Source organism: Arthrobacter sp. StoSoilB19, from assembly GCF_019977275.1.
In the GTDB taxonomy this organism is placed as follows: Bacteria; Actinomycetota; Actinomycetes; order Actinomycetales; family Micrococcaceae; genus Arthrobacter.
Map to the genome: position 1 here is coordinate 1,514,569 of NZ_AP024650.1, position 13,695 is coordinate 1,528,263.

A 13,695-nucleotide genomic window follows, 5' to 3' on the forward strand; every position below is an offset into this window, starting at 1 on the left:
CATCCTAGACTGGTGCGGAAGCACTACGGCTGAAGAGCATTGAAGGAATCGAAGTGGCATTGGACATTCATCGGCAAATCCCTGCGTCCTTTGAGCGCGTGCAGCGCAGTGAGTACGGGTACAACGCCAAGCAGGTGGACGAGTTCCTGCAGCGGGCGCGGGTCTCGCTGGAAACACCCCATGCCGCCACCGACCCCGTCAACAGCGCCGATGTCAGGGCCGTGTCCTTCGACCCCGTCAAGGGCGGCTACTCCGCGGCCGTCGTGGACGCCGCACTGGACCGGCTGGAGGACGCCTTCGCCCGCCGGGAACGGGATGAGCTCATCGCGGCCCAGGGCGAGGAAGCCTGGCTGCGCGAGATCGGAAGCCTCTCCGGCATCCTCCGGGGACGGCTGCACCGGCCGGACGGTGACCGCTTCCGCCGGCCCACCAAGAAGAAGGCCCGCAGTTACAACACGGCCGACGTCGACCGGCTGTGCCACGAACTTGTCGCCTACCTCGAACAGGACAAGCCGTTGAGCGTGGACAGCGTGCGCCGCGCAGTCTTCCGCCCGGCGGTTGGCCAGGATGGCTACGAGGAATCCCAAGTGGATGCCTTCCTGGACCGCGTCGTCGAACTGATGGCTGCCATCGACTGACGGGCCACGCCCCGCAGCCGCTATTCCCGGTCCCGCGGCGGAGTGGGGGAGAGCGGCGCAAAACGACGCCATACATCGCGATAGCCCCTGTACCCCTTCACGGCGGCCACGCCGAGGAACCCTGCACCGCATGCGGCGCCCGCCACAATGGCTGCCGCCATACCCGCTCCGGCCAGAGTCACCAGCAGGCCCGAAAGGATGGCAATCAAGGCGGCGTTCGCCGTCGCCATGAAGATCATGCTGCTGCCCGCCACATGGCTGAAGCTGCCCCTGCCCCCAAAGAAGTAGTAAGTCTGCCGGGAGCCTGCCTCGTCGTCGTGGTGCGCAGCCATCAGGTACGGTGCCACTCCCGGATCAAGGTCCACGTAGGCAGCCCGCAACCTGTTCATGGCCGTGACGTACATGAGGTCCTCGTGCGCCACGTTCATGACCCGGAGCTGGGTCAGGAGCCCGATCGCCACGTCGATGAAGAGAATAACCACGGCCAGCAGGACAAAGGCATCCGAAAACCCCGTGGCCTGCCCCACCAGCGCCACGCTGACCAGGCTTGCCGACGTAAAGGTGAGGAACATGCTGATGCGGGTCAGTACCTCGCCTTGGGCCGTGCTGCGGGATGCCAGCAGGCCCCAGTGTTCCGTGGCGAGCAGCTGCGCACGCACGGAGGCCGGAACTGCACCATGCTGGTCGGACGTACCGCCGTCCTGGGTGGACATGGCGTTATTGTCCTCCCGGCCCCCGTTCGGTGGCCAGCGGCCGCTCCGGGGTATGGAGGCGGGTCATGATCCGCGGCATCGTGGCGGGAACCCGGTGGGAGGTGGCCCGGGACACGATGACCATGACGGCGAAGGCGGCAGGCACGCTCCACGCCGCAGGCTGCGCGAGCCACGCGGGTGTCTGCACCGAACCGGCCACGGAGCCCGCAATCATTGCCCCGCCGCACAGCGCCCCGCCGGTCAGCATGCCGGCGATGGCCCCGGCGTCGGTCAGGCCGCGCCACCAGATGCCCAGCAGCAGGACCGGGCACACGGTGGAAGCGGTGAAGGCGAAGACCAGGCCCACGCTGCCGGCCAGTGCCAGGGATCCCGTCATGAAGGCAAAGCCAAGGGGGACGACGGCGGACACGACGGCGGCGAGGCGGAAACCGCGGACGCTGCCGCCCAGGACGTCCTGGCTGATGACGCCGGCAAGCGACACCACCAGGCCCGACGTGGTGGACAGGAACGCGGCGAAGGCGCCCGCCACCACCAGGGCAGAGAGCAGGTCCCCGGGCATCCCGCCGACGAGTTCACCCGGCAGCCGCAGGACCATGGCGTCCGGCTGTCCGGAACGGGCCAGGCCGGGTGCGTACATGCGGGCCACCAGGCCGTAGGCCGTGGGGAAGAGGTAGAACACGGACAGCAGGCCCAGGACGATCAGGGTGGTGCGCCGCGCCGAGTGCCCGTCCGGATTGGTGTAGAAACGCACCAGCACGTGCGGCAGCCCCAGGGTGCCGAACAGCAGGGCCACCAGCAGGGACACGTTCTGGTACAGCCCGGCGGGTGCCAGGTCCGTGGGGTTGACCGCCGGCGCGGACTGCGGCTGGGCCCCGTGGCCCGCCAGCACGAAGATGATGAACAGGATGGGCACGGCCAGGGCGGTCAGCTTGAGCCAGTACTGGAACGCCTGGACAAAGGTTATGGACCGCATTCCGCCGGCCACCACCGTCAGGCAAACCACCACCACGACGGCCACGGAACCCACCCAGGACGGCAGGCCCGTGGCGATGTGGATGGTCAGGGCCGCTCCGTGGAGCTGCGGGACGATATACAGCCACCCCACCACAACCACCACCAGGCTGGTAACCCTCCGCACCGTCCTGGAAGAGAGCCGTGATTCGGTAAAGTCCGGGATGGTGTAGGCGCCCGAACGCCGCAGCGGCGCGGCGACGAAGAGCAGCAGCATCAGGTAGCCGGCGGTGTATCCCACCGGGAACCAAAGCGCGTCGGTCCCGGACAGCAGGATGAGCCCGGCCACGCCCAGGAAGCTGGCGGCGGACAGGTACTCGCCGCCGATCGCCGACGCGTTCCACCACGGCCGCACGGTGCGCGAGGCAACGTAGAAGTCCCCCGTGGTGCGTGAGATCCGCAGCCCGTAGAAACCAATAATGGCCGTGGCAAGGGACACCACCGCCACGGCTGCCATGGCGACGCCGGCATTCACCCGTACCTCACCGGGTTGTGGTGCGAACGCGTGTTCATGGTTCGCCGGCCAGGTCCCGGTAGCGGGCCTCGTTGCGCGCCGCAGTCCTGACGTACAGCCAGGCGCTCAACCCGATCACCGGGTAGATCCCAACCCCCAGCAGGAGCCAGCCGAACGGGAGGCCGCCGATCCGGGTTTCGGCCAGGCCGGGAACCACCACAAGGATCAACGGGAAAGCGGCAAGGATCAGCAGGAAGCCGCCCGCCACCACCAGGGCCAGCCGCAGCTGGGACCTGATGAGGGAGCGGACGAACACCTGACCCACCTCGGAATCCTGTGCGGCTTCACGCGATTCGAGCGAACGCCGCCCGCCCTGCGCCGGGGACCGGGGGAAAGCGTGCGGTGCGGTGACCCGGACGCGGCTCATGCGTGCGGCCTGATCCTGGTGGCCTCCAGCCTTTCCCGCACGGTGGGCAGGTGCCGCCTGCTGATGGGGAGGCCCGCGCCCGCCACCGTGACGCGCGGCCCGTCGGCCGCCAGCTTCATTGAGGACACATGCTTCAGTGCCACCAGGTAGGAGCGGTGGGTGCGGATGAAGCCGGCGTCCGCCCATTGCTGTTCAAGGTCGGCCAGCGGCACCCGGATGAGGTAGCTGGCATCGGCGGTGTGCAGCCGCGCGTAGTCCCCCTGCGCCTGGACGTAGGTGACGTCGTCGCGGCGGATCATCCTGGTGGTCCCGCCCTGGTCAACCGTGATCATCTCCGGTGCCGCGCCGCCGTCGCGCAGTTCACTGATCCGCCCCACGGAGCGGGCCAGGCGCTCGGCACGCACCGGCTTGAGCAGGTAGTCCACGGCGGCGAGTTCGAACGCCGCCAGGGCGTGCTCCTCGTCGGCGGTGACAAAGACAACGGCCGGGGGATTGCTGCTCCGGGCGATGGCGCCGGCGATGTCCAGGCCGGACACGGCGGGCATATGGATGTCCAGGAAGACGGCGTCGATGCTCCCGGCGGACAGGGCCGTGAGTGCTTCAGCGCCGGACGTCGCCCGCAGCACCTTGCCGATGCGTTCGTCCCTGCCCAGCAGGAACGCCAGTTCCTCAACGGCGGGCAGCTCATCATCAACGACGAGGACGTTAATCATTCTCCTAGGGTACTTCCAGCTGCAGCGGCCGCCTCACGCATCGTGCCCGGGCTGGGACTTTGGCACCCGCATGGTGATCAGCGTTCCCTCACCGGGCGCGGTTTCCACCACCAGTCCATGGTCGTTGCCGTACACCTGCCGGAGGCGGGCATCGACGTTCCGCAGCCCCACGTGGTCCCCGTCCGCATGCCCCGCCAGCACCGACCGGAGCTGCTCCGGGTCCATTCCCACGCCATCGTCCTCAATGGTGACTTCCGCGAATGCGCCGGCGTCCTCGGCGGTGATGCTGATATGACCGGGTCCCGCCTTGGCCTCGAGCCCGTGCCGGACGGCGTTCTCGACCAGTGGTTGGAGGCTGAGGAAGGGGATGACGGTGCTGAGCACTTCGGGGGCGATGCGCAGGCTGACCTGCACGCGCTCACCAAACCGGGCCCGTTCCAGCAGCAGGTAGCGGTCGATGCAGCGAAGCTCCTCTGCGAGGGTGGTGAAGTCGCCGTGCCGGCGGAAGGAGTAGCGGGTGAAGTCCGCGAACTCCACCACCAGCTCCCTGGCCCGTTCAGGGTCCGTATTGATGAACGACGCGATGGCGTTCAGTGAGTTGTAGATGAAGTGCGGGCTGATCTGGGCACGCAGCGCCCGCACTTCCGCCTCCATCAGCAGGGTGCGGGACGCGTCCAGTTCCGCGAGCTCCACCTGCACCGCCACCCAGTCGGCCACTTCCCCCGTCGCCCTGACCAGGCCCGCCCCGGCGGAAGGAGCGAAGGCGGCCACGGCGCCGACTATTCGGGTGCCGGCCCGCACCGGGGCGACGACGCCGGCAAGGCGGCCGCCCGTTCCGTCCACACCTGCGGAGAGGACAGCGGTCCGGCCCGACGAAAGGACCCCTGCGGCGAGTTCCATCAGGTGCGGCCGGATGTCCTCGGCGCCCCCGTCCCAGGCCAGCACGCTGGACGTGTCCGTGATCGCCAGGGCGTCGCAGCCCAGGAGGGTGCGCAGCTGCCTGCTGGCTTTGGCAGCGCCGGCCGGGTTCAGGCCGCGGCGCAGGTGCTGCCCGGCCTGGGATGCCGCGTGGAGCGTGTGGTAGGTGGCGCGCTCGGCGTCAGTGCCAAGGTCCCTGAAGGAGCGGAGCACCTTCAGGCCCACGCCGACGACGACGGCAATGGCCATGGCGATCACCGCAACGGCCGCAGCGGTGAGGAGGGGGGAGTCCGGCATGGTGCCCAGCGTAGCGGCGGGTGCCGTTTGCCGCAGCATCGCGACCGTTGAGCGACCGTGGGCGGCGAAGTTCTGGAACGGGCAGGCCGGCAGCGGCAGAGTGATTGGTGTCACATCTGCGGTGTTCCTGTGCAGTGCCTCTGCGCAGTGTCCCTGTCCGAAGCCCCAGCCCGGGGCCTTCGTCCCAGGGCCTGCCGCCCGGTGTGTACCGGCAACTCAATGAGGAGGAATCATGGGTAATGATGCCCATACTCCGGACGCAGCGGCGTCCGTGGACTTCGAGCAGGTCCAGTCGACGGGGCAGTTCCAGGAATTGCGCAGGCGTCACCGCAGCTTTGTCTTCCCCATGGCAGTGGCCTTCCTGCTGTGGTACTTCGCCTATGTTCTGCTCGCCGACTACGCGGTGGGGTTCATGTCCACCAAGGTCTGGGGCAACATCAACGTGGGCCTGATCCTGGGCCTGCTCCAGTTCATCTCGACCTTTGCCATCACCGGCTGGTACGTCCACTACTCGAACCGGAAACTGGACCCCATCGCCTCGGAAATCAGGCATGAGATCGAGGGCCACGAATTCGATAAGAATGGAAACCGAGTGGGCGGAGCCAACAAATGATCGCAATCCCAGCCGCGGTGGACGTTGCCGCCCTCAAGGAAACCACCCTTTTGAACATGGGCATCTTCGGCCTGTTCGTGGCCGTGACCATGGTGATCGTGTTCCGCGCCAGCCGCAACAACAAAACTGCCGCCGACTACTACGCCGCCGGGCGTTCGTTCACGGGCTCGCAGAACGGCACCGCCATCGCCGGCGACTACCTGTCGGCAGCATCCTTCCTGGGCATCACCGGTGCCATCGCCATCAACGGCTATGACGGCTTCATGTACTCCATCGGCTTCCTGGTGGCCTGGCTGGTGGCGCTGCTGCTGGTGGCCGAACTGCTGCGCAACACCGGCAAGTTCACCATGGCCGATGTGCTCTCCTTCCGGCTGAAGCAGCGCCCGGTGCGGATCGCGGCCGCCATCTCCACCCTGGCCGTCTGCTTCTTCTACCTGCTGGCCCAGATGGCCGGTGCGGGAAGCCTGATTTCGCTCCTGCTGGGCATCAGCGACTGGGGCGGCCAGGCGCTGGTGATCGTCGTCGTCGGCGCCCTCATGATCATGTACGTCCTGATCGGCGGCATGAAGGGCACCACCTGGGTCCAGATCATCAAAGCCATGCTGCTGATCGCAGGCGCCGCAGTCATGACCCTGTGGGTCCTGGCCATCTACGGCTTCAACCTTTCCGCCCTGCTGGGCGGCGCGGTGGAGACGGCCAACAACCCGGCCGTGCTCAACCCGGGCCTGCAGTACGGCAAGACCGAGACCTCCAAGCTGGACTTCATGTCCCTGGGCCTGGCGCTGGTCCTGGGCACGGCAGCCCTGCCGCACGTCCTGATGCGCTTCTACACGGTGCCCACGGCCAAGGAAGCGCGCAAGTCCGTGGTCTGGTCCATCTGGCTGATCGGCCTGTTCTACCTGTTCACCCTGGTGCTGGGCTACGGTGCTGCGGCCCTGGTGGGTCCGGACACCATCAAGGGCGCCCCGGGCGGCGTCAACGCTGCCGCCCCGCTGCTGGCCTTCCACCTGGGCGGGCCGCTGCTGCTCGGCTTCATCTCCGCTGTCGCCTTCGCCACCATCCTGGCGGTGGTGGCAGGCCTGACCATCACGGCTGCCGCATCCTTTGCGCATGACATCTACGCCAACGTCATCGCCAAGGGCAAGGCCGACGCGGCGACTGAAGTCCGGGTGGCCCGGCGCACCGTGGTGGTAATCGGCATCCTGGCCATCCTGGGCGGTATCTTCGCCAACGGCCAGAACGTTGCCTTCCTGGTGGCGCTGGCCTTCGCCGTCGCCGCTTCAGCCAACCTGCCCACCATCATCTACTCGCTGTTCTGGCGGAAGTTCACCACCCAGGGCGCCGTGTGGAGCATGTACGGCGGCCTGGCCGCGGCGATCCTGCTCATCGTGTTCTCCCCGGTGGTTTCCGGTGCGAAGACCTCAATGATCCCCGGGGCCAACTTCGCCCTCTTCCCGCTCAGCAACCCGGGCATTGTGTCCATTCCGCTGGCCTTCTTCCTGGGCTGGCTGGGCACCACCCTGGACAAGAGGACGGAAGACCCCGCGAAGCAGGCGGAAATGGAAGTCCGCTCGCTCACGGGCATCGGAGCCGAAAAGGCCGTGGACCACTGACAGCCGGACCACTGACTAGCTGGCCACTGGTGGATATGCCGGCAGCGTCGGCATGACAGCGAAGAGCCTCCAGCCGCATACCGCGGCCTGGAGGCTCTTTGCGTTTGCCGCCCCCCGCGCGGTTTACCGGAAGGGGGGATTCAGTGCTGGTGGTGGCCGCCCGGCGCCGGGTTCCCGTGCCCGCCGTGCGGGACGGCGTACTGGCCGGCCGTCGAGGCGGCGAGGCCCGGCGTCGCAATCCCTGCCACCAGGACGGCGCCGGCGAAAGCTCCCAGCAACAGCCGGCCCGGCCGCCCTCCGGCCCCTGCGGACGGAACCCGCGGTTCGCGGTGCTGCCGTTCGCGCTGGAGCCACCCGAGCGACGCGAGGATCATCAGCGTGAGCAGCAACGCCGAAAGGTGGGTCAGGCTGAGGCCCGAGGCCGGGCCGGCAACGGGAGGTGATGCCATCGCGGCCAGGTGGACGGCGGCTGCACCGGCCAGCACATACCGCGACTTCCGGCCGCCCGGCAGCCGGTCCCTTGCCAGGAACACCACGGCAGCGGCGAGCAGCATCAGCCCCCAGGCCCCGGCCGCAACACCTGCGGCAACCGCTGGGGTGGCCGCAGGTCCCGCTGCTGCCGAAAAGATACTGGACGAAATGGCGAGGTTGACCGATCCCGCACCAAAGCCCGCAAACCCGGTGACGAGTCGAACAGCACTGCCCGCCTGCAGGCCTGGCTGGTCCGGCGCCATCGGCCGGACCGGTACCGGGACCGCCACGGCTAAGCCCTTGCGGTGGCCGGGGACTTGTCCAGCGACAGGCCCACGCCGAGGAGGAGTACGGCGCTGGCGAGGTGCAGGACGTTGTCGGCGCCGTTCAGGGCGATGATGTTCAGCGGCGAGTTGAGCAGGAACAGACCCACGATGCCCACCAGGAGGTAGACGGCGCCTACCGTGGCGTTCACGGTTCGGGCGGTGGCCGTTCCGCGAAGCCCGGCGAAGAGCAGCGCGGCGCCGATGGCCAGGTGGATGACGTTGTGCAGCGGATTGACTTCGAAGATGATGAGGTTCGCGCCTTCGGTGGCGGCGAAACCGACGCCGGACGTGACAGCGAAGCCCAGGAGGCCCACCAGCAGGTAGACGGCTCCGAAAACGGTGGCGACGAGGCGGTTGGGTGAGTTGCGCATGGCCGGTTCCTTCCGATAGGGCGGGCAGCAGTTCCCGCCGGATAAACAGGCCCCTGGTCGGGACCCTCGGAAGCGATTCGGATCATGGCCGCGAATGGATGGGTAAAAAGATCAGTACCCTTTCCACTTTCCCGATCTGTGCCCCGCTGCCCGGGGCGCCGGCCGTCCGGCTAGGCTGCCGGCCGCAGTTTGATGTTGGTCATCAGCAGCCGGTCCGTGCCTTCGAAGCGGTAGGCGAGGTCCACCTTCTTGCCGCTGCAGCTGATCTGGCCCACTACCTCGGCCGACTTCATCCCGTTGTCGGTGGCCACCTTGAGCTCGTTGTAGGCGGGCTGGCAGGAACTGTCCATCTCCAGGCTCTTCACCCCTGAGATGAAGGCCTCCTTGGAAAGCTGCTTCTGCAGGGCCGGGTCAAGGTATTCGTCATAGGCGCGGGAGGTGTCGCCGGCGATGACTTTCCTGGTGAAGCCGTCCGCCAGGCCCCTGGCCTGGTTGGTGGCGCTTCCCACGACGTTCACCAGGATGACGACGCCGAGGATCACCAGGAGCAGCACCCCGCCGATGCTGCCAAGGATGATCCACAGCCTCCGCCGGCTCCGCTGCCGGGGCGGTTCCCCCGGGAGGCCGAACGGGGCGGGCTGCTCCGGCAGTGCTGGAAACTGCTGTGGCGTGTAGCCCGCCCGGCCCTGCCGGTACGGATCCTGGGGACTGCTCAAAAGGGAAGCCTCTCGTCTGACAGGCGCTGTGGCGCCGGCGAACTGGCCCGGGCCTCTCCCGGCCCGGCATATGACGGAAACCAGCCTATAACCCTGCCCGCCGCCGTCGTGCGTGCAGCGCCGCGCGGAAGGTCCGGTGCCTGCGCTAGGCGCCCTCCGAGCCGCGGTCCAGCAGGGGCTGCACCCGGAAGGGGATCAACTCACCCATCGCCAGGGCGGTGTCAGCCCGCTCCACGCCATCACAAGCAAGGATCTTGCCGTTGATACGGAAGAGATCCTCTGCGTCCCTGGCCACCACGCGCAGCAGCAGGTCCGCTGATCCTGTCAGCCCGTAACCTTCCAGCACCTCGGGGATGGCGGCAATGTCCTCCGCCAGCTGCCCGAGCCTCTGCTGTTGCACGTGGACGGAGATGAAAGCCATGAGCGGATACCCCAGGGCCACGGGATTGATGCGCCGTTCAAAGGACAGGAAGACGTGCTTCTTCTCCAGCTGGGCCATGCGCGCCTGGACGGTATTGCGGGACAGGCCCAGCTTCTGCGCGAGGGCCACCACGGTGCGGCGGGGATCCTGCGCGAGTGCCGACAACAGGCGGGTGTCAGTGCCATCTAAAGCTCGCATAATGCGCAACGCTAGCACGGTGCCAGCTCTCCAGACAGGGCATCCTGCTCAAAAGGCGCCGCAGTGGTTGTACCCGTTGGGCATTGTGAGTAGGGTCACAGTATCTGGGGCAATGACGCCCGGAAGGCCGGTGGCGGCAGGGCCAAAAGTCCGCAAACCACGGGTCAACGACGTACGAAGGTTGCGGCAATCGTGTCTACAGACGAAACGGGCCCTGGCGGCGCAAAAACCCCCGAAAGCGCGAAAACCCCCGGCGAAGCCGGACCGGATCTCCTCCAGCTGATCACCCCGTCAGGTGAGCGCATCAGCCACCCGGAGTTTGATTTCTGGGTCCGGGACATTGCCGACGATCAGTTGTGCTCCCTCTTCGAGGACATGACCGTCATCCGCCGGATCGATGTGGAGGCCACGGCCCTGCAGCGGCAGGGTGAACTGGCCCTGTGGCCCCCGCTCCTGGGCCAGGAGGCAGCCCAGATAGGGTCCGGAAGGGCGTTGCGGGCGGACGACTTCGTGTTCTCCAGCTACCGCGAGAACGGAGTGGCGTACTGCCGCGGTGTTGACCTGACCGACCTCCTCCGGGTGTGGCGGGGGAACGCCTCCGGCGGCTGGGACCCGTACAGCATCAACATGGCAACGCCGCAGATCATCATCGGCGCCCAGACCCTGCACGCCACGGGCTACGCCATGGGGATCCAGAATGACGGCGCCGACGCCGTGGCCGTCACCTACTTCGGGGACGGTGCCACCAGTGAGGGCGACCTGAACGAGGCCATGGTGTTCGCCGCCAGCTTCCAGGCCCCGGTGGTGTTTTTCTGCACCAACAACCATTGGGCCATCTCCGAGCCCGTACGGCTGCAGTCCCACATCCAGCTCGCGGACCGGGCCACGGGTTTCGGCATCCCAAGCCTGCGGGTGGACGGAAACGATGTCCTGGCGGTCATGGCTGCCACCCGGCTGGCACTGGACCGGGCCCGTCGCGGCGGCGGCCCCACCTTCATCGAGGCCGTCAGCTACCGCATGGGCCCGCACACCACCGCCGACGATCCCACCCGCTACCGGGACGCCAATGAACTGGAGGACTGGGCCGCCAAGGACCCCATCTCCCGGCTGGCCGGCCTCCTGGACCGGAAGGGGATCCTGACCGCGGAGCTGCAGCAGCAGGTCAAGGACAAAGCCGATGCCGTTGCATCGGAGATGCGCCGCGGATGCACCACCATGCCGGACCCCCAGCCCATGGACATCTTCAAGCACGTCTACAGCACGCCCAATTCCTGGCTGGAACGCCAGCAGGACCATTACGCCCGTTACCTGGCGTCCTTCGGTGACCCCGACGGAGCCGTTTCCAAGGAAGGTGCACGCTGATGACCCAGTTGACCTTTGCCCGTGCCATCAATGCCGGGCTGCGCAAGTCGCTGGAAAACGACTCCAAGGTGGTCCTCCTCGGCGAGGACATCGGCGCCCTGGGCGGCGTCTTCCGGGTGACGGACGGCCTGCAAAAAGACTTCGGCAAGCACCGGGTGGTGGACACCCCGCTCGCGGAGTCCGCCATCGTGGGCACCGCCGTAGGCCTGGCCTACCGCGGTTACCGGCCCGTGGTGGAGATCCAGTTCGACGGCTTCATCTACCCGGCGTTCGACCAAATCGTCAGCCAGGTGGCAAAACTCCACTACCGCACCCGCGGGGCGGTCAGGATGCCCATCACCATCAGGGTGCCGTTCGGCGGCGGCATCGGCTCGCCGGAACACCACTCCGAATCCCCGGAAGCTTACTTCACGCACACCTCAGGGCTCCGGGTGGTGACCGTGGCCAACCCGCAGGACGCATACACCGTGATCCAGCAGGCCATCGCCTGCGACGACCCCGTGCTGTACTTCGAACCCAAGCGCCGCTACCACGACAAAGGCGAAGTGGATGAGTCCATGGACCCGCGTTCGGCCCTGCCCATGGACAAGGCCCGCGTCCTGACCGACGGCAGCGACGTCACGCTGGTGGCCTATGGGCCCCTGGTCAAGACGGCCCTGGACGCCGCCTCCGCCGCAGCGGACGAGGGCATCTCCATTGAGGTCATCGACCTGCGCTCGCTGGCGCCCGTGGACTATGAGCCCGTGGTGGCGTCCGTGCGGAAGACCGGGCGCCTGGTGGTGACGCACGAGGCCGCGCAATCCGGCGGGCTGGGCGCGGAAGTGGCGGCCAGCATCACGGAGCGGTGTTTCTACCACCTTGAGTCGGCTCCGGTGCGGGTGACCGGGTTCGACATTCCCTACCCGTACTCCAAGCTGGAAATGCACCACCTGCCGGGCCTGGACCGCATCCTCGATGGCGTGGACCGCGCCCTGGGCCGCCCCAATTCCCTGAGCGGGCTGGAAGGATGAGCGCCACCATGATCAAGGAATTCCGGCTCCCCGACCTGGGTGAAGGACTCACGGAGTCCGAAATCCTCAGCTGGAAAGTGGCCGTTGGCGACACCGTCAGCCTGAACCAGGTCATCGCCGAAGTGGAAACCGCCAAGGCCGTGGTGGAGCTCCCGTCGCCGTTTGCCGGCGTCATCAAGGAACTCCACGAACAGCCGGGTTCCGTGGTGGAGGTGGGCAAGCCGATTGTCTCCTTCGAGGTGCCGGACGACGCCGGTGCGTCACCTGCGCAGGTGACCGGCGCCTTTTCGCCGGGGATGGGGGAGGCTTCCGTGGAAACTCCCAACCCAGCGGAGACGCCGAAACGGGAACCCAACCTGGTGGGGTACGGCGCCGTCGTCGAAGGTTCCGGCCGGCCCACGCGGCGGCCTCGGAACTTCGCCCCGGTGGAGGCTTCCGGGAACCTGGCGCCGGTGGTTGAGCCCGCCCGGCCTGCCGATGTCCAGGTTGCCGATGTCCAGGTTGGCCATGTCCAGCCTGCCGAGCGACCCCGGTCCACGCCTCCCGTCCGCAAACTGGCCAAAGACCTGGGAGTTGACCTCGCGCAGGTGCACGGCACAGGTCCCGGCGGGCTGATCACGCGGGAGGACGTCCAGGACTTTGCAGGGCACGAGGGCGAGCCTGCTGCGCCGCCGGCCGGACCCGTGCCGGTAGCCGGTGGAACCCGGCCGGGGGAGCGGGAGACCCGGACTCCCATCAAGGGCGTGCGCAAGTTCACCGCGGCGGCGATGGTGCAGAGCGCCTTCACCGCTCCGCACGCCACCGAATTCCTCACCGTGGATGTCACGCCCAGCCTTGAGTTGCTGGCGAAACTCAAGAACAGCAGGGAGTTCTCCGGAATCAGGCTCACCCCGTTGACGCTCGCTGCCAAGGCCGTCCTGGTGGCCGTGCGGCGGAACCCGGCGCTGAATTCCCGCTGGGACCAGGACAACCAGGAGATCGTCACCTTCAATTACGTGAACCTGGGCATTGCCGCCGCCACGCCCCGCGGACTGATGGTCCCCAACATCAAGGACGCCGACGCCATGGCGCTCCCGCAGCTTGCCCAGGCGCTGACAGCGCTCGCGGAAACCGCCAGGGCTGGCAAGACCCAGCCCGCTGACCTGTCCGGCGGTACCATCTCCATTACCAACATCGGCGTATTTGGCATCGACGCGGGTACCCCCATCCTCAACCCGGGGGAGGCGGCGATCCTGGGCCTGGGGGCGGTGCGGACCATGCCGTGGGAGTACAAGGGCGAGGTGGCACTGCGGCAGGTGCTCACGCTGAGCCTGTCCTTTGACCACCGCCTGGTGGACGGCGAACAGGGGTCCCGGTTCCTGGCCGACGTCGGAGCGATCCTTGCCGAGCCGGGAATGGTCCTCACGATGGTCTGACCGGGGGA

15 protein-coding genes are annotated in these 13,695 nt (G+C 67.6%); 6 read left to right on the forward strand and 9 right to left on the reverse strand.

The genetic code is table 11. The features are described from left to right. Positions 1 to 53 precede the first annotated feature (53 nt). The gene (locus LDO86_RS06965; RefSeq protein ID WP_018771656.1) at positions 54 to 638 is read left to right on the forward strand and encodes a DivIVA domain-containing protein; all 585 of its coding nucleotides are present in this window, start codon (positions 54 to 56) and stop codon (positions 636 to 638) included. 20 nt (positions 639 to 658) lie between these two features. Here LDO86_RS06965 and LDO86_RS06970 read toward each other — a convergent pair whose 3' ends face one another. From LDO86_RS06970 to LDO86_RS06990, 5 genes are read right to left on the reverse strand one after another with little or no spacing between them, the layout of a single operon-like run. Continuing rightward, positions 659 to 1,351, reverse strand: a complete 693-nt coding sequence (locus LDO86_RS06970) for a hypothetical protein (protein WP_224084398.1) — start codon at positions 1,349 to 1,351, stop codon at positions 659 to 661. 4 nt (positions 1,352 to 1,355) lie between these two features. Beyond that, on the reverse strand, positions 1,356 to 2,837 hold the full coding sequence (locus LDO86_RS06975; RefSeq protein WP_224084399.1) for a cation acetate symporter: 1,482 nt from the start codon (positions 2,835 to 2,837) through the stop codon (positions 1,356 to 1,358). A gap of 34 nt (positions 2,838 to 2,871) precedes the next feature. Further along, positions 2,872 to 3,243 carry a membrane protein gene (locus LDO86_RS06980; RefSeq protein ID WP_018771659.1) on the reverse strand — a complete coding sequence of 124 codons (372 nt, stop codon included), beginning with the start codon at positions 3,241 to 3,243 and terminating at the stop codon, positions 2,872 to 2,874. Beyond that, positions 3,240 to 3,956 (reverse strand): LytTR family DNA-binding domain-containing protein, encoded by a 717-nt coding sequence (locus LDO86_RS06985; RefSeq protein ID WP_018771660.1) that lies wholly within the window; start codon positions 3,954 to 3,956, stop codon positions 3,240 to 3,242. The genes LDO86_RS06980 and LDO86_RS06985 overlap by 4 nt, the downstream gene beginning before the upstream one ends. Before the next feature lie 33 nt (positions 3,957 to 3,989). Beyond that, complete coding sequence (locus LDO86_RS06990) at positions 3,990 to 5,171, reverse strand: histidine kinase (protein ID WP_224084474.1); 1,182 nt, start codon at positions 5,169 to 5,171, stop codon at positions 3,990 to 3,992. Between the two features lie 232 nt (positions 5,172 to 5,403). Here LDO86_RS06990 and LDO86_RS06995 point away from each other — a divergent pair, with 232 nt between their 5' ends. Together LDO86_RS06995 and LDO86_RS07000 are read left to right on the forward strand one after the other, a co-directional pair. After that, positions 5,404 to 5,784: a DUF485 domain-containing protein gene (locus LDO86_RS06995; RefSeq protein ID WP_056389964.1), complete on the forward strand. Its 381-nt coding sequence runs from the start codon at positions 5,404 to 5,406 to the stop codon at positions 5,782 to 5,784. Then, positions 5,781 to 7,397: a sodium/solute symporter gene (locus tag LDO86_RS07000; protein WP_018771663.1), complete on the forward strand. Its 1,617-nt coding sequence runs from the start codon at positions 5,781 to 5,783 to the stop codon at positions 7,395 to 7,397. The genes LDO86_RS06995 and LDO86_RS07000 overlap by 4 nt, the downstream gene beginning before the upstream one ends. A gap of 140 nt (positions 7,398 to 7,537) precedes the next feature. Here the strand turns inward: LDO86_RS07000 and LDO86_RS07005 are convergent, their stop codons facing one another. The 4 genes from LDO86_RS07005 to LDO86_RS07020 form a co-directional block, all read right to left on the reverse strand. Next, positions 7,538 to 8,158, reverse strand: coding sequence for a hypothetical protein (locus tag LDO86_RS07005; RefSeq protein WP_196804799.1), 621 nt, complete (start codon positions 8,156 to 8,158; stop codon positions 7,538 to 7,540). Between the two features lie 2 nt (positions 8,159 to 8,160). Further along, positions 8,161 to 8,565, reverse strand: a complete 405-nt coding sequence (locus LDO86_RS07010) for a DUF4383 domain-containing protein (RefSeq protein ID WP_056389952.1) — start codon at positions 8,563 to 8,565, stop codon at positions 8,161 to 8,163. A 170-nt stretch (positions 8,566 to 8,735) separates the two neighbouring features. Then, a complete protein-coding gene (locus tag LDO86_RS07015; RefSeq protein WP_224084400.1) occupies positions 8,736 to 9,281 on the reverse strand; it encodes a hypothetical protein in 546 nt (181 codons plus the stop codon). 145 nt (positions 9,282 to 9,426) lie between these two features. Beyond that, positions 9,427 to 9,900: an Lrp/AsnC family transcriptional regulator gene (locus LDO86_RS07020; RefSeq protein WP_142073819.1), complete on the reverse strand. Its 474-nt coding sequence runs from the start codon at positions 9,898 to 9,900 to the stop codon at positions 9,427 to 9,429. Between the two features lie 192 nt (positions 9,901 to 10,092). Between LDO86_RS07020 and pdhA the strand changes: the two genes are divergently transcribed. From pdhA to LDO86_RS07035, 3 genes are read left to right on the forward strand one after another with little or no spacing between them, the layout of a single operon-like run. After that, complete coding sequence (pdhA, locus tag LDO86_RS07025) at positions 10,093 to 11,262, forward strand: pyruvate dehydrogenase (acetyl-transferring) E1 component subunit alpha (protein ID WP_224084401.1); 1,170 nt, start codon at positions 10,093 to 10,095, stop codon at positions 11,260 to 11,262. Next, a complete protein-coding gene (locus tag LDO86_RS07030) occupies positions 11,262 to 12,272 on the forward strand; it encodes an alpha-ketoacid dehydrogenase subunit beta (RefSeq protein ID WP_224084402.1) in 1,011 nt (336 codons plus the stop codon). The genes pdhA and LDO86_RS07030 overlap by 1 nt, the downstream gene beginning before the upstream one ends. Continuing rightward, positions 12,269 to 13,687 (forward strand): dihydrolipoamide acetyltransferase family protein, encoded by a 1,419-nt coding sequence (locus LDO86_RS07035; RefSeq protein ID WP_224084403.1) that lies wholly within the window; start codon positions 12,269 to 12,271, stop codon positions 13,685 to 13,687. The genes LDO86_RS07030 and LDO86_RS07035 overlap by 4 nt, the downstream gene beginning before the upstream one ends. Positions 13,688 to 13,695 lie beyond the last annotated feature (8 nt).

Excerpts from the sequence above, each read along its gene's own strand:
- LDO86_RS06970 (WP_224084398.1), bottom strand. The coding sequence starts at position 1,351 with ATGTCCACCCAGGACGGCGGTACGTCCGACCAGCATGGTGCAGTTCCG.
- LDO86_RS06980 (WP_018771659.1), bottom strand. The coding sequence starts at position 3,243 with ATGAGCCGCGTCCGGGTCACCGCACCGCACGCTTTCCCCCGGTCCCCG.
- LDO86_RS06985 (WP_018771660.1), bottom strand. The coding sequence starts at position 3,956 with ATGATTAACGTCCTCGTCGTTGATGATGAGCTGCCCGCCGTTGAGGAA.
- LDO86_RS06990 (WP_224084474.1), bottom strand. The coding sequence starts at position 5,171 with ATGCCGGACTCCCCCCTCCTCACCGCTGCGGCCGTTGCGGTGATCGCC.
- LDO86_RS06995 (WP_056389964.1), top strand. The coding sequence starts at position 5,404 with ATGGGTAATGATGCCCATACTCCGGACGCAGCGGCGTCCGTGGACTTC.
- LDO86_RS07000 (WP_018771663.1), top strand. The coding sequence starts at position 5,781 with ATGATCGCAATCCCAGCCGCGGTGGACGTTGCCGCCCTCAAGGAAACC.
- LDO86_RS07010 (WP_056389952.1), bottom strand. The coding sequence starts at position 8,565 with ATGCGCAACTCACCCAACCGCCTCGTCGCCACCGTTTTCGGAGCCGTC.
- LDO86_RS07020 (WP_142073819.1), bottom strand. The coding sequence starts at position 9,900 with ATGCGAGCTTTAGATGGCACTGACACCCGCCTGTTGTCGGCACTCGCG.
- LDO86_RS07030 (WP_224084402.1), top strand. The coding sequence starts at position 11,262 with ATGACCCAGTTGACCTTTGCCCGTGCCATCAATGCCGGGCTGCGCAAG.
- LDO86_RS07035 (WP_224084403.1), top strand. The coding sequence starts at position 12,269 with ATGAGCGCCACCATGATCAAGGAATTCCGGCTCCCCGACCTGGGTGAA.